The sequence below is a fragment of the Aliivibrio thorii genome (genome assembly GCF_057368585.1).
This window is the reverse complement of the sequence record NZ_CM170655.1, coordinates 823,684-848,006: the sequence shown is the minus strand read 5'-3', so window position 1 is coordinate 848,006 and position 24,323 is coordinate 823,684. Positions and strand designations below refer to the sequence as shown.

Here is a 24,323-nt window from a genome sequence, read left to right as displayed (position 1 = left end):
CAAGGATACCTCTTAGATCCCAAGAATATCCATTAACTAACGCGACAATTAATTATTGCTCAACAAAGATAAGTTCATTTGTTTTAAAACCGAGTGATTGAGCCGTTGATACAAAACGCTCAATCACTTCTTGGTCAACTTCTTTTGTTCGAGACAGTAGCCATAAGTAATCAAGATCAGGGCCTGATACAAACGCATATTGGTAATTTTCTTTATCTAATTCAAACACCACATATGAACCGTAGAAAGGGCCAAAGAACGAGACTTTAAAATAACCTTGATCTTCTGCATCAATGAACTTAGCTTTCCCTTCTGCTTCATTCCATTCTTGATCTTCTTTTGAATAGCCTCGGTTAATGACCTTAACGCTTCCATCTTCATTAATGCTGTACTCGGCGCTGACTTTACTCAACCCTTCTTCAAAAGAATGATTTAACCGTGCCACTTCATACCATTTGCCTAAATAGCGATTTAATTCAAACCCTGATACTGGTTCAACACCCTTTGGCATCCCTAAGCAGCCGCTTAGCATTAATAATACTGTTCCTATGAAACCTATTTTTGTTATACGTTTTATCATCGTTAGTCCCCTTAACTTTATATTTTTAGTATTACGGCAGATTAGCGTAAAAAGATCAATTAGTTAATCAGTACATACATAAAAAACCAATGCTTCGTTGCCAGCACGTCAACCCTATTCTAAAAACCATAGCAAACTCAGATATGTTATTCATTGCATCACAAGGCTTAATGGACAATTTAGATCCAGAAAAATACGCGATAATCAAAGTAGAAGGTGATTTAAAACGACATGAAATAAAAATAGCATTAGCCTATAACAGCAAATACATGAATTCAGCCAAATTTAATTGATTCGAAAAACTAATCGACAATATCTTACCACCTAAGATGACGAGACATTAATTATATACATTAAGAGTAATACATATATTACATACCACTTCTAAATGAACCATTATAACCATTTGGAATATTTATTATTCCTAAAGATTATGTGTTTTTCTTTATCATTAAAAAAGATAAATATGGAAAGGTTCCATATTTATTTAAGGATGGGGTCTTCTCATACTATTTTCAATCGATATAAGAGCACTTTCATGAAATCTATTTTTAACTACTCTTTAACTACCTCTGCTATCCTTCTTAGTTTTAATGCCTTTTCTAGCGGACTATTTCTTCAAGAAGCCGTTGTGGCCAATGCAGGTACAACTGGCGCTGGTGATGGTGTTTACACTGAATCAGCAGCGGCAATGTGGGTAAACCCTGCAACGATGTCTTACATGGGGGAGAACAAAACAACAATCAATACCATGGCTTTTGATTTAGAAATGAAATTCAATGATCAAAATGGCTCAGCGGATGGAAAAGCACATTCTATTTTACCTTCTGCTGGTGCGTTTCATGTTCAGCAAATTACGGACAAATTACATGTTGGTTTAGCTCTTGGGGCAATTGGAGGCTCAAGCCTTGATTATGGCAGTGAGTGGGCAGGAAGCCACTTATTAGAGGACATCAGCTTAACCGCCATGCAAATTAATCCTGCACTAAGCTACAAAGTTAACGACCAATTATCACTTGGAGCTGGTTTACAATTAAGTTGGGCTTCTTTCGAACAATCGATGGGCGGTGGAATCACTGCAGAACAAGACTCTGATTGGGCATATGGCTATAATCTTGGCGCTATGTACCAAGCATCAGAAAAACTGTCTGTTGGTCTTAGTTACCGCTCAAATCTAAAACATGAATTTAAAAATGACTTGGCTAGAATAGATCAACAGCTGTCTAGTGAAATGATTATGCCTGACATTATTGATATAAGCTCAAGCTATGCATTAAATAAAGATCTAAACCTACTTACGAGCATACAATTCCATCGTTGGAGTCACTGGGATTCTACCGTTTTAAGTGTAAATTCAAATTTACCAAGTGTGGAAATCCAACGAGATTGGGATGATGTATGGAAATTTGCAATAGGTACAGATTATCGCTTAAATTCTGATTGGCGCTTAAAAGCTGGTTTCTCGTATGAAACGTCACCGCAAGATGATCCTTCTCTCCAATGGGTTGATTTACCCGTTGGTGAGCAATACCGATATTCAGTGGGGGCATCTACCTCATGGGATGACATCACGATGGACATGTTTTACGAATACGCAGACCTTGGGTCTGTAGATATGAACCGCCCTAACGTCAAAGTAAATGGTACTTTCGACGGCCGCATTCACTTTGTCGGTGTAAACTTTACCTTCTAAGGCAACCCTTTTAATTTAAGCAGTACAATACTAGTACTGCTCATTACCTTTCATGCCTTAACATTCCACGCATCATCACGGCAGATAACGGGAGAGAGTTTGCAGGTCATGAAACCATCGCAAAGGCGTTGGAAGCAGATGTGTACTTTGCCCACCCTTATAGTTCTTGGGAGCGTGGAGCCAATGAAAATGCTAACGGGCTTTTAAGGCAATATGTAAAGAAAGGAACCGACTTAACAACGGTCACAGATAGTGATATTGAATTCGCTGTATCACGAATAAATTATCGACCGAAAAAGTGTTTAGACTTCAAGCAACCAGCAATTGTCTTTAAAGAAATGAACTAATCCTCTACCTAGCTTAAGGGTAATACTTTGTTTTTTTTACACACATGGCATTTTAGAATTTAATATAAATTAAAATGCCTAGGGTGAAATTATTCTATTGAAGTTCATATGAAAGTTAAATGACATTATTGATATAATTAACTGTTAAATATGAAGCTTTTAGTTAACATCAAATAGCCGCACAGCATAAATATAAATTAGAAATATCAAAATTATTCTAAATTAGAGTTAGTTTATGTATCTTTAATTATTAAAAAATAGAAAATCAATGCGCTAGATCACAATTTAAAGCTAGATTGGTCTTTTTTTTGAGAATGATGTGATGGGTGTATTTAGTAATAGGAAAAGAACAAACAATACTGATATTGCATCGATTATATTGTTTGTTCTTGATTAATGCTTTACATTACTTTCCGTAACGGACTAACCATTCTTTTTCTAATGCTAACTGCCAGCTTGGGTGTGGTTCCGCTAATGATTTAAATAGCTTTGTATTCTTTGCTGAACCCCTTAAATACTGTGTAGATAGTACCGATGGGTCACCCCAAACACTTAAATCCCCTTTACGAGATTGTGCTTCAGGACTCAGTAAAAAGTTAATGGCAACTTGTGCGCCCTCTTTAGCTGATGCATTCCAAGGAATTGCGAGAAAGTGGATATTTGATAACGCGCCCGCTTCCATTGCGTATGTTTGAGTTGTATCTGCTAACTTACCACTTGCTTGTGCAGAGAACACTTCATTTGGGTTAAATGTAACTGCCAAGTCAATTTGACCATCATCTAATAACTGTAGCGATTGTGCTGTACCCGATGGAAACTGCTTACCTTTACGCCATGCATTTTGGTGTAGTTCATCCAAATAAAACCATAATGGCTGCGTTACTTCAGCAAAATTAGCGTTCTCTACCGGTTGCATTAGCTGAGGGTTGTTATTAGTTAACTCAATTAATAATGCTTTTAAAAAACTCGTACCGTGGAATTCAGGAGGCTTAGGGTAAGTAATTCGATTTGGAAATGCTTTGCTATAGCTTAATAATTCAGCAAAAGATTGTGGCGGATTATTTAATGTCTGCTTGTCGTGAATAAATACAAGCTGGCCAACACCCCATGGGGCTTCTAGACCCAACGTTGGCTCAGAAAAATCACTGTCTACAGGAAGCGTTTTATTTACATATTCCCAGCTTGGTAAATCTTCAACAAACGGACCAAACAGCAGTTGATTGTTCTTCATGGACTTAAAGTTTTCACCATTAATCCAAACCATGTCAACACTGCCACCGTCGTTTTTCCCTGCGGTTTTTTCAGCTAATAAACGTGACGTACTTTCTGCAATATCACCCACTTTTACGTGTTTTAGTGTCACACCATAATTTCGCTGTAGCTCTTTATCTGCCCAACGAAGGTAATTATTAATTTCTTGGCTTCCCCCCCACGCGTGAAAGTAAACGGTTTGCCCTTTGGCTTTTTGTTCTATCTCTTTCCATGTATCTGCAGCATGAACGCTAAAAGAAAGTATTAGGCTATTGAGCAATAACAACCACTTTTTCATCTGTATTTCCTTTATCCATTAAAGAGTATTTTTATTATGTTCGTCCCGATTATAGTGTATAAATTATGATTATTCAGAGCTTTGTGGTTATATTTAATAATCAAAAATATCAATATAAAGATGAGCATAAATGCATAATAAAGATCTTAATTTACTCAGATTACTTATCATTCTCAATGAAGAAAGGCAAACCGTGTTAGCGGCAAAAAGAATGAATTTGAGTCAACCAACCATCAGTATTATGCTCAAAAAACTGCGTGACCAATTTGATGATCCTTTATTTATCCGTGACAAAAACAACTTAGTTCCTACTATCAAATGCTTAGATATTTTGTCTACATTACCTGACTTGCTTACTCAGCTTGATAAGCTATACAGTGATAATACTGAGTGGGATATCTCTCAACTTAATGGGGAATTGCATTTATTGATATCTCCTCCATTAATATCAACACTTGGTGCTCAATTAATAAAAAAACTGACATTGTTAGCGCCAGATCTCACGGTTCAATGTTCTCATTGGGACATAAATACACCACAAAAATTAGAGATGAATCCTCATCAAAACTTTGGTATTACCTATTTACCAATGGAAACCAATAAAACACTGATGGAGCAAGAAGTCGGAGCCGATGAGTTTGCATTCGTTGTAGATGATAAACACTCACTCAATGAAATTACGATTGAAAACATCCTTCCTCATCCTATCGCTATATGTTTGATCCCAGGAGTCACTGGCCCATCTAAAGCCGAACAACTGATCCGAAATTTTAAGTTAAAGAAAAATATTAACTTAAGAACCAGTGATATTTCCTTAATGACTACATTAATAATTAAAAGTGGTTATATAGGAATAATGCCTCGCTCTCTGCAAGGTTCGATAGGTGATAAATTCCGATTCCTATCTATTCCAGAAAACATTGTACCTAAAGGATATCAACGTAAAATTGCCTTTTTTAGCCATCAAACTAACCGAAAACAACCCCTAACTGAATGGCTTTTAACTGAAACAAAACGCTTTTTCTCTCAACATTAATTATTCATTTTTTCAATCTAAAGATACTCTCTATTAAAAATACTAATAGGGAGTATAGGCACAATTTTTAATCGAAAAGCATAAGATAACTCAATCAATTTGAGAGGAGTTACTTATGTTTAAAAAACAAATCACTACGGCTATTGTAGCTAGCGTCTTAATCAGTTCTTTAAGTATAAATGCTCAGGAACTCAACACTTCTTCGCTGACTCCCTCGGCACAAATTCAACAAAACCAAGCCTCAACTTGGCTAGACCAAGAAACGTATTTATTAGCAACGAATGCTTATCTATGGGGCTCGACATTAGTTCGTATGGAACAAGTTGCACGTCAATATACGGATATGTCCCAGCCACAAAATGATACGAGCTATCGTGCACCTTTAAATCATTTTGGTCACGCACGTCGACTACCAACGGATCAAGATACGGATATGCCAACGGCTAACCGCGATACTTTATATTCAAGTGCGATTGTTGATGTATCTAAAGAACCAATAATTTTATCTACCCCAGAAGTCGATAATCGTTATTTTGTCATTGATATGTTCGATATGTGGCATAACCTATTTAAATACGTTGGAACTCGCGCAACGGGCGACAATGCACAAAAAATTATGATTGTTCCTCCTCATTGGCAAGGTGAAGTGCCAAAAGGCATGGCCATTGTCGAAACACCAACAACAAAAGTGTGGCTATGGGGTCGAACTCAAGTCTTTGGTGAGAAAGATTACCCTGCTGTTCATGCCCTACAAGACCAATATACATTAACGCCATTAAGTCGATACTTATCCCACAATCCTGATGATTTCATTTCACAAGTACTGCCGCCACGAGCAGGTAAAGCTGACGATCCACTTCGATTCTATGAAGAGCTTGGCGCCTATCTAAAAGTAAATCAGACCTCTGAACGTCAACAAGCGTTACTGGGTCAATTTAATAAAATAGGCCTGAGTAAAAATGGATTTGACCGTTCAAAATTAACACCATCAATGAAAATTCAACTTGAAAAAGCGGTAAAAGATGGTCAACAAATTGTAGCGAATCAAACCTCTAACCCTGTCACGATGAAAATGAAAGATGGCTGGTATTATTCTTTTGTTTTAGACCAATTTGGCGATGATAACGCGCTACGCTCTTTAGTCTCTCATCCTTATTTAGGTGGGCAAGGAGCAAAAGAAGCCATGTACCCAATTACCTATACCGATTCACAAGGTCAATTACTCTCTGGCGACACTCATTACAGTATGCATTTTACTCAAGAGCCTCCTGTTGGTTCATTTTGGTCGGTGACTGTTTACGATGCAAAAACAAAAATGCTCATTGCTAATGATATTCACCGTTTTAATGTTAACGACCAAACTCCTATCAAGAAAAATAAAGATGGATCGTTTGACTTAATACTGTCTCACGATAAGCCAAGTAATAGCACACAACTTGCCAATTGGTTACCAACGTCAGAAGGGAATTTCTATGCCATTACTCGTTTATATGTTCCCTCTCAAGAGATCTTAGATATGAAATGGACTGTGCCACCCATTAATCCAATCAAATAAACATTAACTCAAGATAAATAACTCTATTTTTATTTATAGGTATTTGAAATGAAAACAAAAACCATCGCAAAAACAGCCATTGCACTAGCGGTCACCTCCTTTGGTGCACACGCAGCACAAACACAACCGAATATCCTAACAATCATGATAGATGATGTTAGCCCAATGGATATTTCCGCTTATCATCGCGGCCTAGGAGCGATTGAAACACCTAACATCGACCGTATAGCAAAACGCGGCATGATGGTAAGTGATTACTACGCCCAAGGAAGCTCTACTGCAGGACGAAGTGCGTTTATCACAGGGCAATACCCGTTTAGAACAGGCTTAACGACGGTTGGTCAACCTGGGTCAAACATCGGCTTACAGAAAGAAGACCCAACCCTTGCTGACATGCTAAAAGCAAAAGGCTATGACACCATTCATGTGGGGAAAAGTCATTTAGGAGATCGCAATAAATTCTTGCCTACCGTACATGGTTTTGATGAGTTTTATGGTTTTTTATATCACCTAAACGTAATGGAAATGCCAGAGCAGCCTAACTTCCCGAAAGACCCTGATTTTGTTGGTCGCCCTCGAAATATGCTTCATAGTTTCGCAACAGAGGACTACGATAAAACAGTACAACCTCGTTGGGGTGAAATTGGTAAACAAAGAATAGAAGACAAAGGGCCATTAGGTTCAGAAAGAATGAAAACCATTGATGATGAATACGTTGAATTCACCACACAATGGCTTGATAAACACGAAGCAAATACGCCAGATAAGCCTTTCTTTATGTGGTTTAACCCATCACGCATGCACCAGCAAATACATGTTAAAGATGAGTATTTAGGCGCAAGTGGTCACACTGAATATTTCGATGCACTAAAAGAGCTTGATGACCAAATTGGCGTTATCTTAGACAAGTTAGATGCACTTGGCGAAACAGATAACACCATCATTATGTTTACCGCAGATAACGGTATTAATCTTGATCATTGGCCAATGGCGGGCACTGCTTCGTTCCGTGGACAAAAAGGAACAACGTGGGACGGCGCATTCCGAGTTCCTATGTTAATCAGCTGGCCGGGGCATATTCCAGAAGGTGAATACACAAGCGGCTTTATGACTTCAGAAGATTGGGTTCCAACTTTAATGGCTGCAGCTACGGGTGATACCACCATTAAACAAGATCTTCTTAAAGGCAAAAAAATTGGAGATACCAAATACAAGGTTCATCTAGATGGTTATAACCAAATGGACATGCTCACCAAGAAAGGACCAAGTAAACGTAATGAGTTCTTTTATTACAACGAGCAAGACTTAAATGCTGTACGTGTGGGTGATTGGAAAGTGCATTTAAAAACCAAAACAGAATGGACAGAACCAGCAAAAGCATGGCCATTAGGCATAATCTTAGATATCAAAGCCGATCCATGGGAGCGTAGTGTGGATACTAATGGTTGGTTCTTATGGATGAAAGAACGCTCTTGGATTGTACCTACATTACAAAAATCGATTGTAGAATATAAGCAATCTTTAAAAGCCTTCCCACCACGCCAAAAAGCAGGTGGTATAGGAATGTCAGATACGTCAGTAAAATAATAACGGATTGATATACATAATATTAAAACCAAAGAGGAGCATTTCGCTCCTCTTTTTTATATTATCAATCAGTTAACTAAGCTAGTTATTTCACTAAATCTGCCGCTTCTCTTGCTAGTCTGCCAATCTCTTCCCAACGACCTTCATTGATCATCTTCTTATCAACCATCCACGTACCGCCACACGCATAAACACCATCAATGGCTAAATAGTCTTTTACGTTATTCACATTAATCCCACCCGTTGGCATTAATTGAATTTGACCATAAGGGCCTAACAGCGATTTAAGCATATTAATCCCACCTGACGCTTCTGCTGGGAAAAATTTTAGCGTCGTTAATCCTGCTTCTAATGCTGCTTCAACCGTACTTGGGTTATTTACACCAGGAATGATCTCAATACCAATTTCTTGGCAGGCTTTTACGGTATTGATATTAAAACCAGGAGAGACAACAAACGTTGCACCGGCTTCTTTTGCTGCAATCGCTTGCTCTCTATTTAGTACCGTACCTGCACCAATAAGCATATCTGGTTGCGCTTGACGTAATAGACGAATAGCTTCAACAGCCGCATCTGAACGAAATGTAATTTCAGCCGCTGGCAAACCATTTTCTGCCAATGTTTTTCCTAGTGGAATAATGTCTTCTGCGTTATCTAGCGCAATAACAGGAATAATTTTAACTTGTGCAAGTTGTTGTGAAATATGGCTCATGTAATATCCTATTTATGAATTTCAATTAAATCGTAAAATTAATGTGCTGCATGGATTGTTGCGAAATTATCGCGCCTTTGTGCTGAATAACCACACTGGCCAGTTGGTGACCTTGCTGTGATGATTCTTTCGCTGATTTACCAGCAAGTACGCCAGCCATAAAGCCTGCATTAAACGCATCGCCTGCTGACGTCGTATCTATCACTTTATCAACCGGACACGCGGGAACCGTCACCTCAGGTTGACCTTGAACTGAATAAAGATTGCCATTAGCTCCCATCTTTACGACCGCTTGTTTTACACCAGAATTGTGTAATCGTTTTAGCGTCGCTTGTTCATTACTGTCGCCCCATAAATGCTGTTCATCATCATTAGTAACTAACGCCAATTCTGTAATTTCAAACATCGCGTTGTAAACTAAACGAGCAGATTCATGGTTTTCCCACAAGGCAGGGCGATAGTTGGTATCAAAAGCAATCTTAACCCCTTGCTGTTGTAGTACCTGTAAACGACTAATCAAAGCAAGACGATCAACGTGTGGCAAAATAGCCAAACTAATACCACTCAAATAAATCCAGTCGACCCCTTCAAGATCTTGAGATACTTGTTTAAAGCTCGGATGCTGTACTAAATAACGTGCAGCTGAATTATTACGCCAATACAAGAAAGTACGCTCACCTTGTTCATCAAGTTGAATTAAATACAATCCCGGTTGACGTTTTTCATCGTTCATCACCCATTGCGTATGTATTCCTTCCTCTTTCCAGCGAGATACGATCCCTTCAGACAAAGCATCACACCCCATCGCGGTAACGTAATTCACTTCAACTTGATCTTTCATACAACGCGAAAGATATAATGCTGAATTAAGACTATCGCCGCCAAAACTTTGTTGCATGGTTGAAAAAGGCTGACCATTTAATTCGATCATGCATTCGCCGATAATTGCTATTTTTTTCATCGTATTCACCTATGAAGCCGTTTTGTCTTTCAGATTAAAATACGCATTAGCATTGGTGTAACAAACTCGAGTGATCAGCTCACCTAGCATTTGCATATCATCAGGAACTTCACCATTTTCAGCCCAAGTACCTACAATATTACACAAAATACGACGGAAATATTCATGGCGCGTATAAGATAAAAAGCTACGAGAATCCGTTAGCATGCCAACAAAATGACTTAATAAACCCAATTGCGACAATTGCTCTATTTGACGAATCATGCCGTCTTTTTGATCGTTAAACCACCATCCAGAACCAAACTGAATTTTCCCTGCGATTCCACCACCTTGGAAGTTCCCCATCATGGTTGCAAGTACTTCGTTATCTCTTGGATTTAAGCAGTATAAAATGGTTTTTGGTAGTTCATTGCTGATGTCCATTGAATCTAACAATCTAGATAAAGGGAGAGCAACAAGCTGGTCACCAATAGAGTCAAACCCTGCATCTGCGCCTAATAACCTAAACATACGAGTACTGTTATTACGCTGAGCGCCGATATGCAGTTGCATTACCCAACCAAGACGAGCGTATTGCTTGCCAAGCCACACTTGAACGGCTGTTGAAAATTGAGCTATCTCTAACTCTGTTAATGTTTCGCCTTTTAAGCGACGTGACAATAACGAGTCTAAAGTATGTGATGCTGGAATATCTGCGTATCTAACCACTTCAATACCATGATCGGCACTACGACAGCCATGCAAATCAAAGTGCTCTAATCGCTTTAATAACGCGGTTTGTAAATCTGAAAAATGATTAATCTCAACATCAGCGACTTGAGACAACTGTTGGATATAATCAACAAAGCCTTCTAATTCAATTTTGAACGCTTTATCTGGTCGCCAACTTGGTAAAACTTGAACATCAAAGCTCGTATCTTGTGCAATAGCTTGGTGGTGCTCAAGCGTATCAAGCGGATCATCTGTTGTGCCTACCATGCTAACGTTCATTTGCTTCATGATGCCGCGAGCTGAGAATGACGGAGTAGATAATAACTCATTCGCTTGCTGCCAAATTGTTTCAGCCGTGGTCGGATTTAATACTGTATTTACGATCCCAAATGGACGACGAAGTTCTAAGTGAGTCCAATGATACAGTGGGTTTCCTAGCGTTTGTGGCACCGTTTGTGACCACGCCATAAACTTATCAAAATCAGAACTGTCTTTACCTGTAATCAGTGATTCTGAAATACCAGCAGCGCGCATTCCACGCCATTTATAATGATCACCTTCAAGCCAAATCTGGGAAAGGTTCTCAAACTGTCGATCTTGAGCTATCGCTTGAGGATCTAAATGGCAATGATAATCGACAATTGGCAACGCTTTAGCAAAATGATGATATAAATCTTTTGCTGTTTGATTACTCAGTAAAAAGTCTTCACATAAAAAAGGTTTCATTCACCGCTCCTATTTAGCACGAGCGTAAGCCGCTACCGTTGCTTTTGCGCCATTCTCTAACAACTTCTGATAAGCAGACTGAACTAAAGAAACAAAACTTGAGTCCTCAGCTAAATGGCCAAAAATAGAACTCATTTGTAATAATGGCAATACGACCTCAACCGAATGACCATAATCACGATATATAGCACGAAGGTTATCAAGCATAGGATCTCTTACATCAATCACTTGCTGGTTTTCATCTTGCTCACCCACATAACGTATCCAACCAGCCACTCCTAAAGTTAATAGGCTATAGTCAGTGCCTTTTTCAATATGATGATGAATCGATTCAACCATACGTTGAGGTAGTTTTTGACTGCCATCCATCGCTATTTGCCACGTTTGGTGTTTCAGGGCTGGATTCGTAAAACGATTAATCAATAATGTCGCATAATCGTTTAAATCTACCTCTTTTGATAATGACAATGTAGGCGCTTGTTCTGTCATCATTAATTGGTATGCAGCAACACGATAGTCATCATTTGTCATCGTATCGGATATATGAGCATACCCACCTAAATAACCTAAATACGCTAAGAACGAGTGGGAACCATTTAACATTCTCAGCTTCATCTCTTCATAAGGAACCACATCGTCAACAAACTCTGCACCAGCGACATTCCATTCAGGACGGCCATTGACAAAATTATCTTCAATTACCCATTGTCTAAACTCTTCACAAGCAATACCACACGGATCTTCAATGGTTAGTTCAGAAGTTAATTGCGCTAACGTTTCATCCGTAATTGCTGGAACAATACGATCAACCATGGTGCAAGGGAAAGTAACATTTGCTTCTATCCACTCAGCCAAATTTTGGTCAACCAACTTTGCAAAGCCAATCACAGCCGCCTTTGCAACCTTGCCATTATTTTGCACATTATCACATGACATAACGGTAAATGGCGTAATTCCCGCCTCTTTACGTAAGCGTAATGCCTCTACAATATAACCAATTGCCGATTGTGGTTTGCGAGGAGATTGAACATCATGCTGAATTAATCCGTTCTCACTATCGAGCTGACCTGTGTTTGGATCACAGCAATACCCTTTTTCGGTAATGGTCATAGAAACAATAGCAACTTGCTCTTCTGCCATTTTCGCAAGTACTGCATCACTGCTTTCTAATTGTGGATGAATTGATTCAATAACCGATCCAATAAGTTTAACGGTATTTTTATTTTCACCCTTTTCCATTACCGTATATAAATGATTTTGCTCACGTAATGAATGAATAAGATCCTCACCACCAAATAAGTTAATCTCACAGATCCCCCAGTTACTGCCTGTTTTTTCAAGCATCTCATTGGTAATTAATGCTTGGTGAGCGCGGTGAAATGCGCCAAACCCTAAATGTACAATACGTGGTAACAAAGCATCACGATTAAACGTTGGTTGAATAACGGAAGCAGGAAGGGTAATGGTCGATATATTCATAAAAACTCCGGTGAATGTGCTTGGCCAACGCCAGTTTGGTCTACAGAACCATAATATCCTCGTAATTTAGTTGAAAAAATAACCCTAGTCTTTGTGGTACATCACAAAAAACACATTGGTATACCAAAATTAAATATTATTGCGAATTAGGTCAACCAATTGATCATTTTTAATTGCTCGGTTAAAAATCCTTCCCTATTATCCACTGCAACAAAACAACGCTCCCACAACACCAATTATAAAAATCGAGGTAATCATGGAACAAACGTGGAGATGGTATGGGGACTCAGACCCAGTAGCCTTATCTGATATAAAACAAGCTGGCGCAACAGGTATTGTTACCGCTCTTCATCATATTCTAAACGGTCAGGTATGGTCAGTTTCTGAAATATTGAAACGCAAAGAAACCATTGAAAAAATGGGAATGACTTGGTCTGTTGTTGAAAGTATTCCTGTTCATGAAGAAATCAAAACACGCTCTGGAAACTACGTGCAATGGATTGAAAATTATAAGCAAAGCATCATTAACCTTGCTGAATGCGGTATTGATACAGTGTGCTACAACTTCATGCCAATACTTGATTGGACACGAACGGATCTTGAATTTGAAATGGCAGATGGTTCTAAAGCTCTGCGTTTTGATCAAATCGCTTTCGCCGCTTTTGAATTATTTATCTTAAAGCGTCCTAACGCAGACAAAGATTATACGGCTGAAGAAAAACAACAAGCGACAGAATACTTTAACGCTATGTCTGACGCAGATATTAAAAAGCTAACAGGTAATATTATTGCTGGTTTACCAGGGGCTGAAGAGGGTTACACCTTAGAAGAATTCCAGGCTCAATTAGATCGTTATCAAGATATCACTAAAGATATTTTACGTGAAAATATGGCTGCTTTCCTACGTGAATTAGTCCCTGTTTGTGAGCAATATGGTTTGAAACTGGCAGTTCACCCAGACGATCCACCGCGTCCAATTTTAGGCTTACCTCGCATTGTATCTACCATTGAAGATATCGATTGGTTGACCAATGAAGTACCAAGCATGATGAATGGCATCACTATGTGTACAGGTTCTTACGGAGTCCGTGGAGATAACGACTTAGTCAATATGATCAACAAACACGGTGATCGTATTTATTTCACACACCTACGCTCGACTCAACGTGAAGAAAACCAAATGAGTTTTCATGAAGCTGCTCACCTAGAAGGTGATGTCGACATGTATGAAGTGGTTAAAGCATTAATTACTGAAGAAGAAAAACGCTTAGCAAAAGGAGATACACGCTCAATTCCAATGAGACCCGATCATGGACACCAAATGATTGATGATCTGAAGAAAAAAACCAATCCGGGCTATTCCTGTATCGGCCGATTAAAAGGACTCGCAGAAGTCCGCGGCCTTGAGCTGGGATTAAAACGAGCTCTGTTTAATAAATAGAAACATTGGTACCTAAATGGATTAGGTACCACCTCTACCCTACGAGAATAAATTGATGAAAACACTAACCTTTCGTAACAAAATAGGATATGCCATAGGAGATATGGCTAATATGGCAAGTTTCGGTATGTCTGCAACTTTCCTTCTAGTGTACTACGTGGATATATTAGGTATTACCGCTGCCGCAGCGGGTACTTTATTTCTGATCGCCAGAATATGGGATGGTATCAATGACCCTATGATGGGGGCCTTTGCTGATAAATTATTTTCTAAGCATCAAGGCAAAGGCGATAAATTTAAGCCTTTTATCTTACGTGGTTGTTGGATACTCGGTGTGGCCTCAATATTGATGTTTTGGTCTCCAGAAGGCTTATCTGATGGGCAAACGTTAGCATGGGCATACCTTACTTATATTACTTGGGGTATGGCATATACTTTTGTAAATATTCCTTTTGGTTCCGTCGCTTCAGTGATGACTCAAGACCCTGAGGAGCGAGCTTCTTTATCTGCATTTCGTTCGTTAGGTGGCGTTGTTGGCAGCGCATTATGTAAATTTGTTGTTCCTGTTATTCTTGCTATGTATGCAGACAATTTGGAAACGGGTTACTTAATTGCGATGGTTTCACTATCTGGTTTTGCCATCTTTGGCCATTTATTTGCGTACTCTAGCATAAAAGAGAATGTCAAAAGCACCGTTTCAAACCAATCAGTTTCAGCATGGCAAGCACTTAAAGCAATACCTAAAAACAAACCATTAATGTGTGTATCATTCGCTTCATTCTTAATGTTACTGGCGATGTTTACATTAGGTTCTGTTCTCATGTTTTATATCAAAGAAAATCTTGATAATGCTTTATGGGTAATGAGTATTACTGGAGTTATCGACTTAGTTATTATTGTTCTAATGGCATTAGTTTTACCAAAAATGGTGGCCAAGCTAGGCACCAAAGATCTCATGATGAAAAGTGCCCTTATTGTCATCATGACATCCGGCATCGCTTTTTTCTTATCATCAAATGCTTATATCTTCTTAGTTTTCTATTCACTAATGATGTTTGGAATCATGATCCCTATCGCTGCGGTTTGGGGCCAGGTATCTGATTGTATCGATTACAACGAATACTTAACGGGTAACCGTCAAGAAGGCATCATTTACGCATCATATTCTTTAATGAGAAAAGTGGGTGGTGCAGGTGCTGGGTTTATCGCCGCATTAGGTGTCAGCATTATTGGTTATGACCCATCATTACCATCACAATCAGAACTAACCCAACAAGGTCTTCAATTCCTTATTTTTGGCTTCCCATCAATTGCGTTCATCGGTGTCTATCTACTCTATAAAAAATTATGGATTCTTGATCCTGAAACCTATCAAAAAGTAATCCAAGCAAATAAAAAAGCGACCGACAAAAATCAATCAACGGCTGATATTAGTAATGATAAACAAAGTCCAATTACAGATAACGCAGTTAATGCGTAGTAATGTAAAAGCTTGATAGCTATTGCAGTAGCTATCAAGCAGGACCCAAAAATAACGGATACTCAAGGATCGAAAATGAATATAAAATCAATTGCTAATAATTTCAATACGTTGAACTTTAAAAGATCAATATTATCACTCGCTATCGCTATTACTTGTCAGTCTGGTGTCGTATTTGCTGAAGAAACCGTCACTATTGGCGCAAAAGAAGTTAGCAAAGAAAAAATTCAACAATTAAAAGAAGCCCCTGCTATTGCTGGTGTTGAAAATGCACTCAATGATACTAACCCTTACCTTAATCAAAATACGATGGGTCATAAACTAGTCTTAAAACTAAAAAATGAATATCGTAATGCTGAACGACCAAGTGCTTCTGGCAGTTACGGCCCTGAAGTCGATGCATGGGTTCAATATGCAGAACTCAACTACCGCTCACATAACTTACTGAGCTGGTTAGATGTAGAAGCTGCCATTTATACCACTCAAAAACTGCATGCTGATCCATCTAAAAGCACTCGATTTTACCTTGATGGACATGATGACTTCACGCTTGTTAGCGGCTCAATCAATATTAAACCCATTGATGGCGTTGAGTTAAAAGTAGGACGTTACGGTACTGACTATGCATCTGGCAATATTGATTACTATGTACCATTAATTGAACGCACTTCTGTTCGTCCTACTCCTTCAATTTCTGAAGGGGCTTTATTAAAAGTTGATCTAGAAAAATTCCATTTATATGGTGCTTATGCTACTCGCTATGCAGGGGGTTATTATACTGAGTGGCAAGATCATGGGACGGTGCAAGGTAGAGATTCAGAAGGAAATCCAATCATTGATAAAATCCCTAAGTTCAATATAGCCGGTGTTTGGGATAATAAAGCTGCAACTGGAACAGAACTGTCTGTTGGTGTCAGTTATCAAAATGATCACAGCACCCAATACATGTTTAATGCCCAGCAAGTCTATATTGATAATACAAACGCATTCTGGAAAGCTGAGTTACGTGGCTTGTACGCTCAATTAGAAGGGTATACCAAAGATCTTAATGCTTCATTGATGGGGGACGGTTATGACGATACCGCATTATTATCTGGTCAGTTAACTTACAATAAAGACAGATTAACATTAATTGGTTCAGCTGGAAAAGTAGGAACTAAACTCAACTCAATCACCGCCGTTGATACTGACCTTGGTTTTTCATTTGACCAAAGTATTGATCGTAACCACCACGATATGTTTGCATGGCAAATGGGGACTTTCTATCAAATGACTCCGACATTACAAACTGGCATAGCCATTGTAAAAACGGATGGATATGAAGACCAAACAAAAGCCGTAGAAATAGATGGTATTGGTGCAAACTTACTAATCACTCATAAACCTCAGGGGGCATTTGAAGGATTAAGAACAACGCTAATCTTAAATAAAGCAAAAGAGTATAGAACGGGCTCGGCTTTAGGTGATGAGTTGGATTACTACGATATTAAACTGACCTTCCACTATGACATTAATATACTTTAGCTATTGATTTTATTAATAATATAAGAAGCATGCTGTATGTTTTATAGTGTGCTTTTTCTTTCTCTTCCCTATTTTAAATACTCCCTAACTCGCTTTTTTCAATTAAAAATAAACAAAGAATCAAAATAGTGATCTAGACATCATTATTATTGGTCAACCTAAATTATCATAATTGGCATACCAATAGATAAACTGGTTAACAAGCCAACATTTATTACAAAATAATATCTCATGGAGAGAAGCAAAATGTCTGTATTCCTGTACCCACAAGACACATCCACACGCCGCATTACTGATATTTCTGGCATCTGGAAATTTAAAGTTGATAGCAAAAATGAAGGCCGCACATCCAATTGGAAAGATGGTCTAACAGACACTATCGAAATGGCAGTGCCATCAAGCTACAATGACATTTTTACCGATAAAATGATCCGTGACCATTGTGGTGATGTTTGGTACGAAACTGACGTAATCATCCCTTCAGAATGGCAAGAAAAAGACATATTTGTCCGTTTTGGCTCTGCAACTCACAGTGCCGTTGTTTGGGTTAATGGCGTTGAAGTAACAAGCCACCAAGGCGGTTACATGCCTTTCTCTGGTTTACTAAACGATGTGGCTAAATTTGATCAAAAAAACAAAATAGTCGTTGTCGTTAATAATGAATTATCACTGTCTACAATTCCGACAGGCCATATTGCAGAATACGAAGATGGCGTTCGTGAGGTTAAACCTTATTTTGACTTCTTTAACTACGCTGGCCTACACCGCACAGTAAAACTACTGGCGTTACCAAAACACCGCGTGAACGACATTACCGTAATAACTAACTATACCGGCACTCAAGGTCAAGTTCATTTTGATATCGAAGCGGAAACTAATGGCGGTGAGTTAATTGTTAAGCTGTTTGATAAAGAAGATAATTTAGTTGCTGAGGCAGTTGGCCATAAAGGTCAGTTAATTGTTGAAAATGTTCAATTATGGCAGCCAGGAAAAGGCTATTTATATACATTAGAAACCAGTATTGTTCTTGATGGTAAAATCATTGACCAATACCCTCTAGAGGTTGGTATACGTACTGTTGAAGTAAAAGGCACTCAATTCCTAATTAACAATGAACCATTTTACTTCAAAGGCTTTGGTAAGCACGAAGACTCTGAGTTCCGCGGCCGTGGTTATGACCCTGTAGTTAACCTACGTGATATGGAGTTGCTTGATTGGATCAACGCAAACTCAATTCGTACTTCCCACTACCCTTATGCTGAAGAATTTATGCAACTGGCTAACCGTCGCGGTCTTGTTGTTATCAACGAAACGCCAGCAGTGGGTCAATGGGATATGATGCGTAGCGGTTCATTAGGCGGTGGTATTGCTGATGCAGGTTCTGGTAATTCGACCAAAAAAGCAGTAAGTTTCTTTGAAGAAGAAGCAGTAAAAGGTCAAGGCAAAGAAAATCAAAAACACGCAATTCATGAGTTAATCCTCCGTGATAAAAACCACCCGTGCGTTGTTATGTGGTCATTATCAAATGAACCAGATACATCACAAGAAGCGTCTAACGAATATTTTAAAGATATTTTTGAATACGCAAGAACTCAAGATCCACAAAATCGCCCGTTAACGTTCATTAACTTTATGATGGCACCTTACGGCAAATGTAATGCACATCAATATGCTGATGTGATCTGTCTTAACCGTTACTATGGTTGGTACATCATGGGTGGGTTGGAAATGCGTGATGCTGGTAAAGCATTTGCTAAAGAATTAGCAGGCTGGGCAACTGAAGGTAAGCCAATCATTATCACTGAATATGGTGCAGATACAATGCCGGGACTTCACAAGTTGCCAAGCGTGCAGTGGTCTGAAGAATACCAAGTTGAGTATTTAGATCAACAACATCATGCCTTTGATACTTGTGATGCCTTAGTTGGTGAACAAATGTGGAACTTTGCTGATTTCCAAACATGGGAAGGTATTATCCGCGTAGATGGCAACAAAAAAGGTGCATTTACTCGAAACCGCCAACCTAAAATGTCTGCGCACCATCTACGTAAACGTTGGAGTGAAATCCCTGACTTTAATCATAAAAAATAACTCATGATTACGTCATAAAACAAAGAGAGGTTAGCGCCTCTCTTTTCTATTTTGTGACCCACTAGACCAATTTAAAATTGGTTTACAAATAAATATAATGCACGTTTATTCTTTGTTACAATTGAAAAGTAGTAAGTCATCAAAATAAGGTACTTATGGAAAATATAACCAGACGATATGTTTCAATTGGAAGGGATCTGATTGAGCAGTTAAAAACAAGTAAATATCAAGTAGGCGATAGGCTACCAACAGAGCGAGATATTGCAGAACAATTTGGCGTCAGCCGAACTACGATTCGAGACGCGATTATCATGCTAGAGCTTCAAGGCTTAGTTGAAGTTCGTAAAGGCTCTGGCGTATATGTGATATCACTGCCTGATGACGAGAATGAACAGCATTTATCAGCAAGTTTGAATAATTCAAATTATGACAGTAATGATATTGGCACCTTTGAAATGCTTCAAGCTCGCCAGTTGCTCGAAAGTAATATTGCCGAGTTCGCAGCGACTAATGTTACTGGTGTTCAAATTAACCGTATGAAGCAAATACTTGATGCTGAACGCATTGCGGTTGAATCAGGCAATCAAGAATACAATCACGATAAAGACTTTCATATTTTAATTGCAGAAGCAACCCAGAATAACTACCTCATTGAGGTAGCGCAAACAGCATGGGATCGCAGAACCAGCAGTAAAATGTGGGCTCAACTTCATACTCATATTGATGATACTGAATATCGAACTCAATTTTTAGAAGATCACGCGAAGCTCCTCTCTGCTTTGCAAAAGAAAAACCCAGCACAAGCAAAAGAAGCTATGTGGCAACATATGGAAAATGTAAAAGAAGCCCTTCTATCGCTATCAGATACCGACTCTGATGATTTTGATGGCTACTTATTTGATTCTTATCGAGTTGACGCTTAACTATTACATAATGATTAATTTATCTATCTAAACCCAGCTTATTCGCTGGGTTTTTATTAAATAAAGATAGGTTCGCAATAATACTAGCTAACATTACCCCTGCGGTATCACAACCGTAAATGTAACCTCTCTACTCTCTTGATAATCAACCGATAAATCATAACCATTTAATTGAGCGATATTCTTTACAATAGCTAAGCCCAACCCATGCCTATCTGTGTGTGTTCTTGATTTATCTACCTGATATAACGGTTTAAATATGTTATTGAGATCATCTTGAGTTAATGGATTAGAAGATATGTTTTTTATTTTAATCACAATGCTTCCATCCCCCTCTTTTTCAATGCTCGCAGACACAATTGACTCTTCTACACTATAAAAAAGAGCGTTATCCAATAAATTTTTAACTACGGTTTCTAAGCTAAAATGATCAACATAAATCATTGGAGAGGCTAATGATGAAGAGAAAGCAACTCTCTCTCCCATTGTTGGATGCTTAAACTGCAATTCTGCACAAATCTCCTCAGTCAAGAGTAGAACATCCACCTCTTTCTTCTCAATCCCATAATTTCCTGATGCACTTTGACTCAATGCCATTAATTGATTGACGATGGTTTTCATATTATTCGAAATCGATAGCACATCTTCTTTGTAAGTAGCTGAAATACGAACATCATCAGGAAAACGAATATTCATTTCACTCAAGCTAATAAGCTCTGCAATCGGTGTTTTCAACTCATGAGCAATATCAGAAGAAAGGCGTTTTTCATTCGCTACATTTTGAATATTCAACTCAATATATCGATTGAGCTCTTTTCTAATTGGTGAAATCTCTTTGCTTTCTTTTGGATTAGATTGAATACCTTGTGCATTTTCATCAAGCTCTGAAATTTCTTTATTGAGTAAATACAATGAATCTAATTCTCTATCCACCACTTTTATCACAACCATTCGAATACCAAAGATAGCGGTAATAAAAACAAAGATAAGAGACAGATCTGCCATCAATAGAATGTTACTCACTCGTTGATTAGAAATCGCCAATGTTAGGTACATGGTTTCAATATAAGTAACGTCTGTAGGATCAACATCAGATGATAATTGTGGTTGGAAACGAGAAGAAATAGCTTTACCCATGCTGCCATCAGGAAGTTTTATATCAAAGATACGACTCTCATGAGTAGGGACATCTTGATAATCAAGGTCAATATCATCAAAGTAGCTAAGAGATTGCGACTTTGCAAAAGTGCTCTCACCTAACCAAATCTGAAAATATTGAGCCTCTTCTTTGCGTTCAAATTGCGGCATAAAGCCTTTGTGGTATTCAAACTCAATACCATCACTTTCCACCTCAACCAAAGACTTAAAGTAGTTTGATTTTTCCACTAATGCATCATCAAACTGTTGATCAACCCAAGCATCGATAATAAAATCCAAAGATAAAAAGACCACCAATAAAATGATGCCGATGATCACGGTTAACGCATTAACCAACCGATCTTTTATTGAGTACATGAGCGTTTTTCCACGTAGTAACCAAAGCCACGTTTATTTTTTATTGGCAGTTCGCCACCAACGGTTTTCGCTTTTTTTCGGATGGAAGATAAGTGTGATTCTATGGTGTTTTTCGAGACTGAATCAAATGAACCAATAACATAATCACTGATATTTTCTGTCGTCATTACCTGATTGCGAGAACGAAACATACACTCGACAATCTTGTACTCATTTTTTGTTAGTTCAATCAATTGGCCTGAGAATTCGAGTTCTTTCTTTGCTAAATCAAGCGTAAACCCTTCAACTTCTACGTGATCGTCATTATGCTTTACTCCACCTCGACGAGCTACGGTTAAGATACGAGCATGCAGTTCATCAAACGAAAATGGTTTAACTAAATAATCATCAGCGCCAGAGAGTAATCCTTCAACGCGATCTTCTGGCTGCGATTTTGCCGATAAGATAATCACTTTTACCTCATTACCCATTTTACGAATGCTTTTTAATAGCGTGATACCATCAACATTAGGAAGCATTAAATCCAGAATAATAAAGTCATACTCATTGGTAATTGCCATCGAGAGCCCCTTTGAACCGTCTCCAGTTTCATCAATAGTAAAACCAAGGTTACTCAGACCCACCACTAAGCTACGACGTAAGTGTTCAGAGTCTTCTATTAGTAATATTTTCATTATTCAGTACCACTTTATTATTTTATATAATGATAGTAGCAAAAATGGGCTAACCATTCTCATGATTAACCCATTTCTTAATATGATGAACTAAAAAGTAACTAGTTCGCCATAATGTCTAAACTATTGTCTTTCGCGCTAGTCTTCACGCCATATAAGCCAAGTAACGTATGGAACAAATTATCATGAGAAAAACCACCCGCTGCCGCTTTACTGATAACACTGGCTTTATTTATGCCTTTTTGGTTCGCATAATCATCGCTCATCCAAATATAGAAAGGCACATGAGTTTGTTCTTTTGGCGCGATCATGTAAGGCGCTCCATGAAGGTATAACCCATTTTCACCTAACGATTCTCCGTGATCTGAAATGTATAGCATCACGACATTGTATTTATCTAAATACGTTTTTAATTTTTCAATCGCCTGCGCTATTACGTAATCGGTATAAACTAAGGTGTTATCGTACACATTGGAGATCTCTTCATCACTGCAATTTTCAATATCACTACGATTACATGCAGGGGTAAATACTGCCATATTCTCAGGGTAGCGCTTCCAATACGTAGGTCCGTGACTGCCAATCATATGTAGTGCGTACAGTTGGTCACCTGTGGTATTTTGAATTCGCTTATCTAAACCTTGCAATAACACTTCATCATAACAACTTGAGCCATTACAAAATTCATTTGAAGAGGTATCGCTAATCATCTCTTTTTCAATGTTCTTAGCAACCGCTTTGTCACCACCATCATTATCTATCCACACCGATTTAACACCCGCATGAGTCAACACGTCTAATACGTCATCTTGGTTATTGGCACGGTCTCTATTGTAATTAGTACGCACCATATTAGAGAACATACATGGCAAAGAATGGGCTGTTGCTGTTCCGCACGACGACACATTTTGAAAAGCAATTAAACCAAGATCTTTGGTGTATGGATTGGTTTCTCTTGCATATCCATTATAAGCACTGTTTTGCGCACGAGCAGTTTCACCTACTAATACTATCATTAGTGTCGGTTTACCGTTCTTCGCCGGAATTACCTCTGCATCTTCACCGATTGTGATGTAGTCCAAAGGTGCGGTTATATATTCATTATTAATGTACTTAACCGTATTAAAAGCGTCAGCAGGGTTAATCATTTTATTTAAGTACGAGTTATTGCGACCAATCGAGGCATAATCTTTAAAATAGAAAACAGAGATCAACAACAACCCCACAATCGCAACACTCATTAATGCTGCACGATGAAATAGCTCTTTGCCCCATGAAGCATTGCGGATCACTTTTACTTTTAATAGAAACAATGATGGAAGCACACCAAAGACAATAAAGTAACCGATAGAAGCCGAGCTTAAATAAGAGGAAGCTTCACCAACGTTGGTTTCAAAGATATTCTCGATCATCGCATAATCAAACATGGTGTTGTATTGCAATGCGGCATAAAACGCCATCGAAGAGGTGAGAGTCAAAATAATCACAACACCTTTAAACAAGTAAGGCACAGCAATCATTGAAAAAATAATAATAAAAGTACAGGTAAGAATCGCTGGTGTTAGAAACAGAAAAAGACCATTACCTTGGGAGAGTTGGTAAATTTTTTCATTAATCGGATAGTTAAATACCACGGCAAAATACAGTGACACCAAAATAATCAGTGACACCATGCTCATGGTTATTTTTTGGCTTTTAAGTTTTGAAATCAGATTGGACAACACAAGCATACCTTCAGG

At 38.4% G+C, this 24,323-nt stretch carries 20 protein-coding genes; 11 read left to right on the top strand and 9 right to left on the bottom strand.

The genetic code is table 11. The annotated features are described in order from the left end of the window. Window positions 1-52 precede the first annotated feature (52 nt). Window positions 53-580: a lipocalin family protein gene (locus AC2IP4_RS17870; protein ID WP_375319839.1), complete on the bottom strand. Its 528-nt coding sequence runs from the start codon at window positions 578-580 to the stop codon at window positions 53-55. Between the two features lie 143 nt (window positions 581-723). Here AC2IP4_RS17870 and AC2IP4_RS17865 point away from each other — a divergent pair, with 143 nt between their 5' ends. The 3 genes from AC2IP4_RS17865 (at window position 724) to AC2IP4_RS17855 (ending at window position 2,620) form a co-directional block, all read left to right on the top strand. Further along, window positions 724-873, top strand: a complete 150-nt coding sequence (locus AC2IP4_RS17865) for a hypothetical protein (RefSeq protein ID WP_375319840.1) — start codon at window positions 724-726, stop codon at window positions 871-873. A gap of 245 nt (window positions 874-1,118) precedes the next feature. Next, on the top strand, window positions 1,119-2,273 hold the full coding sequence (locus tag AC2IP4_RS17860; RefSeq protein ID WP_375319841.1) for an OmpP1/FadL family transporter: 1,155 nt from the start codon (window positions 1,119-1,121) through the stop codon (window positions 2,271-2,273). A 62-nt stretch (window positions 2,274-2,335) separates the two neighbouring features. Then, on the top strand, window positions 2,336-2,620 hold the full coding sequence (locus AC2IP4_RS17855; RefSeq protein WP_486307825.1) for an IS30 family transposase: 285 nt from the start codon (window positions 2,336-2,338) through the stop codon (window positions 2,618-2,620). A 406-nt stretch (window positions 2,621-3,026) separates the two neighbouring features. On the opposite strand, the gene AC2IP4_RS17850 is transcribed toward AC2IP4_RS17855, so the two are convergent. Then, on the bottom strand, window positions 3,027-4,169 hold the full coding sequence (locus tag AC2IP4_RS17850; protein ID WP_486310790.1) for an ABC transporter substrate-binding protein: 1,143 nt from the start codon (window positions 4,167-4,169) through the stop codon (window positions 3,027-3,029). 130 nt (window positions 4,170-4,299) lie between these two features. On the opposite strand from AC2IP4_RS17850, the gene AC2IP4_RS17845 reads away from it, so the two are divergent. From AC2IP4_RS17845 to AC2IP4_RS17835, 3 genes are all read left to right on the top strand, one after another. Then, entirely contained in the window at window positions 4,300-5,205 is a 906-nt protein-coding gene (locus AC2IP4_RS17845; protein WP_486310789.1) for a LysR family transcriptional regulator, read from the top strand. Between the two features lie 115 nt (window positions 5,206-5,320). After that, a complete protein-coding gene (locus AC2IP4_RS17840; RefSeq protein WP_486310788.1) occupies window positions 5,321-6,760 on the top strand; it encodes a DUF1254 domain-containing protein in 1,440 nt (479 codons plus the stop codon). Window positions 6,761-6,808: 48 nt separating this feature from the next. Beyond that, window positions 6,809-8,347, top strand: a complete 1,539-nt coding sequence (locus AC2IP4_RS17835; RefSeq protein WP_486310787.1) for a sulfatase-like hydrolase/transferase — start codon at window positions 6,809-6,811, stop codon at window positions 8,345-8,347. Window positions 8,348-8,432: 85 nt separating this feature from the next. On the opposite strand, the gene AC2IP4_RS17830 is transcribed toward AC2IP4_RS17835, so the two are convergent. The 4 genes from AC2IP4_RS17830 to AC2IP4_RS17815 are packed head-to-tail and all read right to left on the bottom strand — an operon-like array spanning window position 8,433 to window position 12,936. Next, a complete protein-coding gene (locus tag AC2IP4_RS17830; protein WP_130045219.1) occupies window positions 8,433-9,059 on the bottom strand; it encodes a bifunctional 4-hydroxy-2-oxoglutarate aldolase/2-dehydro-3-deoxy-phosphogluconate aldolase in 627 nt (208 codons plus the stop codon). 25 nt (window positions 9,060-9,084) lie between these two features. Next, window positions 9,085-10,020, bottom strand: a complete 936-nt coding sequence (locus tag AC2IP4_RS17825; RefSeq protein WP_486310786.1) for a sugar kinase — start codon at window positions 10,018-10,020, stop codon at window positions 9,085-9,087. A 9-nt stretch (window positions 10,021-10,029) separates the two neighbouring features. Then, window positions 10,030-11,457 (bottom strand): glucuronate isomerase, encoded by a 1,428-nt coding sequence (gene uxaC, locus AC2IP4_RS17820; protein WP_486310785.1) that lies wholly within the window; start codon window positions 11,455-11,457, stop codon window positions 10,030-10,032. A gap of 9 nt (window positions 11,458-11,466) precedes the next feature. Further along, entirely contained in the window at window positions 11,467-12,936 is a 1,470-nt protein-coding gene (locus AC2IP4_RS17815; RefSeq protein ID WP_486307354.1) for a mannitol dehydrogenase family protein, read from the bottom strand. Between the two features lie 256 nt (window positions 12,937-13,192). Between AC2IP4_RS17815 and uxuA the strand changes: the two genes are divergently transcribed. From uxuA to AC2IP4_RS17790, 5 genes are all read left to right on the top strand, one after another. Next, a complete protein-coding gene (gene uxuA, locus AC2IP4_RS17810; RefSeq protein ID WP_375319848.1) occupies window positions 13,193-14,377 on the top strand; it encodes a mannonate dehydratase in 1,185 nt (394 codons plus the stop codon). 55 nt (window positions 14,378-14,432) lie between these two features. Then, complete coding sequence (locus AC2IP4_RS17805) at window positions 14,433-15,857, top strand: glycoside-pentoside-hexuronide (GPH):cation symporter (RefSeq protein ID WP_375319849.1); 1,425 nt, start codon at window positions 14,433-14,435, stop codon at window positions 15,855-15,857. Between the two features lie 75 nt (window positions 15,858-15,932). Further along, complete coding sequence (locus tag AC2IP4_RS17800) at window positions 15,933-17,381, top strand: OprD family porin (RefSeq protein WP_375319850.1); 1,449 nt, start codon at window positions 15,933-15,935, stop codon at window positions 17,379-17,381. A gap of 246 nt (window positions 17,382-17,627) precedes the next feature. Beyond that, window positions 17,628-19,472: a beta-glucuronidase gene (uidA, locus tag AC2IP4_RS17795; protein WP_486310784.1), complete on the top strand. Its 1,845-nt coding sequence runs from the start codon at window positions 17,628-17,630 to the stop codon at window positions 19,470-19,472. 155 nt (window positions 19,473-19,627) lie between these two features. Beyond that, on the top strand, window positions 19,628-20,395 hold the full coding sequence (locus tag AC2IP4_RS17790) for an FCD domain-containing protein (protein ID WP_375319852.1): 768 nt from the start codon (window positions 19,628-19,630) through the stop codon (window positions 20,393-20,395). Window positions 20,396-20,488: 93 nt separating this feature from the next. Here AC2IP4_RS17790 and AC2IP4_RS17785 read toward each other — a convergent pair whose 3' ends face one another. The 3 genes from AC2IP4_RS17785 to AC2IP4_RS17775 all read right to left on the bottom strand — a co-directional run bounded on the left by AC2IP4_RS17785 (window position 20,489) and on the right by AC2IP4_RS17775 (window position 24,314). Beyond that, window positions 20,489-21,910, bottom strand: coding sequence for a sensor histidine kinase (locus AC2IP4_RS17785; protein ID WP_486310783.1), 1,422 nt, complete (start codon window positions 21,908-21,910; stop codon window positions 20,489-20,491). Next, the gene (locus tag AC2IP4_RS17780; protein WP_375319854.1) at window positions 21,898-22,584 is read right to left on the bottom strand and encodes a response regulator transcription factor; all 687 of its coding nucleotides are present in this window, start codon (window positions 22,582-22,584) and stop codon (window positions 21,898-21,900) included. The genes AC2IP4_RS17785 and AC2IP4_RS17780 overlap by 13 nt, the downstream gene beginning before the upstream one ends. A gap of 101 nt (window positions 22,585-22,685) precedes the next feature. Continuing rightward, window positions 22,686-24,314, bottom strand: coding sequence for a phosphoethanolamine transferase (locus tag AC2IP4_RS17775; protein WP_375319855.1), 1,629 nt, complete (start codon window positions 24,312-24,314; stop codon window positions 22,686-22,688). Window positions 24,315-24,323: the final 9 nt, after the last annotated feature.

What these genes read in the sequence shown, in the direction of transcription:
- AC2IP4_RS17870 (WP_375319839.1), bottom strand. Translation starts at nt 580, where the DNA reads ATGATAAAACGTATAACAAAAATAGGTTTCATAGGAACAGTATTATTA.
- AC2IP4_RS17865 (WP_375319840.1), top strand. Translation starts at nt 724, where the DNA reads ATGTTATTCATTGCATCACAAGGCTTAATGGACAATTTAGATCCAGAA.
- AC2IP4_RS17860 (WP_375319841.1), top strand. Translation starts at nt 1,119, where the DNA reads ATGAAATCTATTTTTAACTACTCTTTAACTACCTCTGCTATCCTTCTT.
- AC2IP4_RS17850 (WP_486310790.1), bottom strand. Translation starts at nt 4,169, where the DNA reads ATGAAAAAGTGGTTGTTATTGCTCAATAGCCTAATACTTTCTTTTAGC.
- AC2IP4_RS17845 (WP_486310789.1), top strand. Translation starts at nt 4,300, where the DNA reads ATGCATAATAAAGATCTTAATTTACTCAGATTACTTATCATTCTCAAT.
- AC2IP4_RS17840 (WP_486310788.1), top strand. Translation starts at nt 5,321, where the DNA reads ATGTTTAAAAAACAAATCACTACGGCTATTGTAGCTAGCGTCTTAATC.
- AC2IP4_RS17835 (WP_486310787.1), top strand. Translation starts at nt 6,809, where the DNA reads ATGAAAACAAAAACCATCGCAAAAACAGCCATTGCACTAGCGGTCACC.
- AC2IP4_RS17830 (WP_130045219.1), bottom strand. Translation starts at nt 9,059, where the DNA reads ATGAGCCATATTTCACAACAACTTGCACAAGTTAAAATTATTCCTGTT.
- AC2IP4_RS17825 (WP_486310786.1), bottom strand. Translation starts at nt 10,020, where the DNA reads ATGAAAAAAATAGCAATTATCGGCGAATGCATGATCGAATTAAATGGT.
- uxaC (WP_486310785.1), bottom strand. Translation starts at nt 11,457, where the DNA reads ATGAAACCTTTTTTATGTGAAGACTTTTTACTGAGTAATCAAACAGCA.
- AC2IP4_RS17815 (WP_486307354.1), bottom strand. Translation starts at nt 12,936, where the DNA reads ATGAATATATCGACCATTACCCTTCCTGCTTCCGTTATTCAACCAACG.
- uxuA (WP_375319848.1), top strand. Translation starts at nt 13,193, where the DNA reads ATGGAACAAACGTGGAGATGGTATGGGGACTCAGACCCAGTAGCCTTA.
- AC2IP4_RS17805 (WP_375319849.1), top strand. Translation starts at nt 14,433, where the DNA reads ATGAAAACACTAACCTTTCGTAACAAAATAGGATATGCCATAGGAGAT.
- AC2IP4_RS17800 (WP_375319850.1), top strand. Translation starts at nt 15,933, where the DNA reads ATGAATATAAAATCAATTGCTAATAATTTCAATACGTTGAACTTTAAA.
- uidA (WP_486310784.1), top strand. Translation starts at nt 17,628, where the DNA reads ATGTCTGTATTCCTGTACCCACAAGACACATCCACACGCCGCATTACT.
- AC2IP4_RS17790 (WP_375319852.1), top strand. Translation starts at nt 19,628, where the DNA reads ATGGAAAATATAACCAGACGATATGTTTCAATTGGAAGGGATCTGATT.
- AC2IP4_RS17785 (WP_486310783.1), bottom strand. Translation starts at nt 21,910, where the DNA reads ATGTACTCAATAAAAGATCGGTTGGTTAATGCGTTAACCGTGATCATC.
- AC2IP4_RS17780 (WP_375319854.1), bottom strand. Translation starts at nt 22,584, where the DNA reads ATGAAAATATTACTAATAGAAGACTCTGAACACTTACGTCGTAGCTTA.
- AC2IP4_RS17775 (WP_375319855.1), bottom strand. Translation starts at nt 24,314, where the DNA reads ATGCTTGTGTTGTCCAATCTGATTTCAAAACTTAAAAGCCAAAAAATA.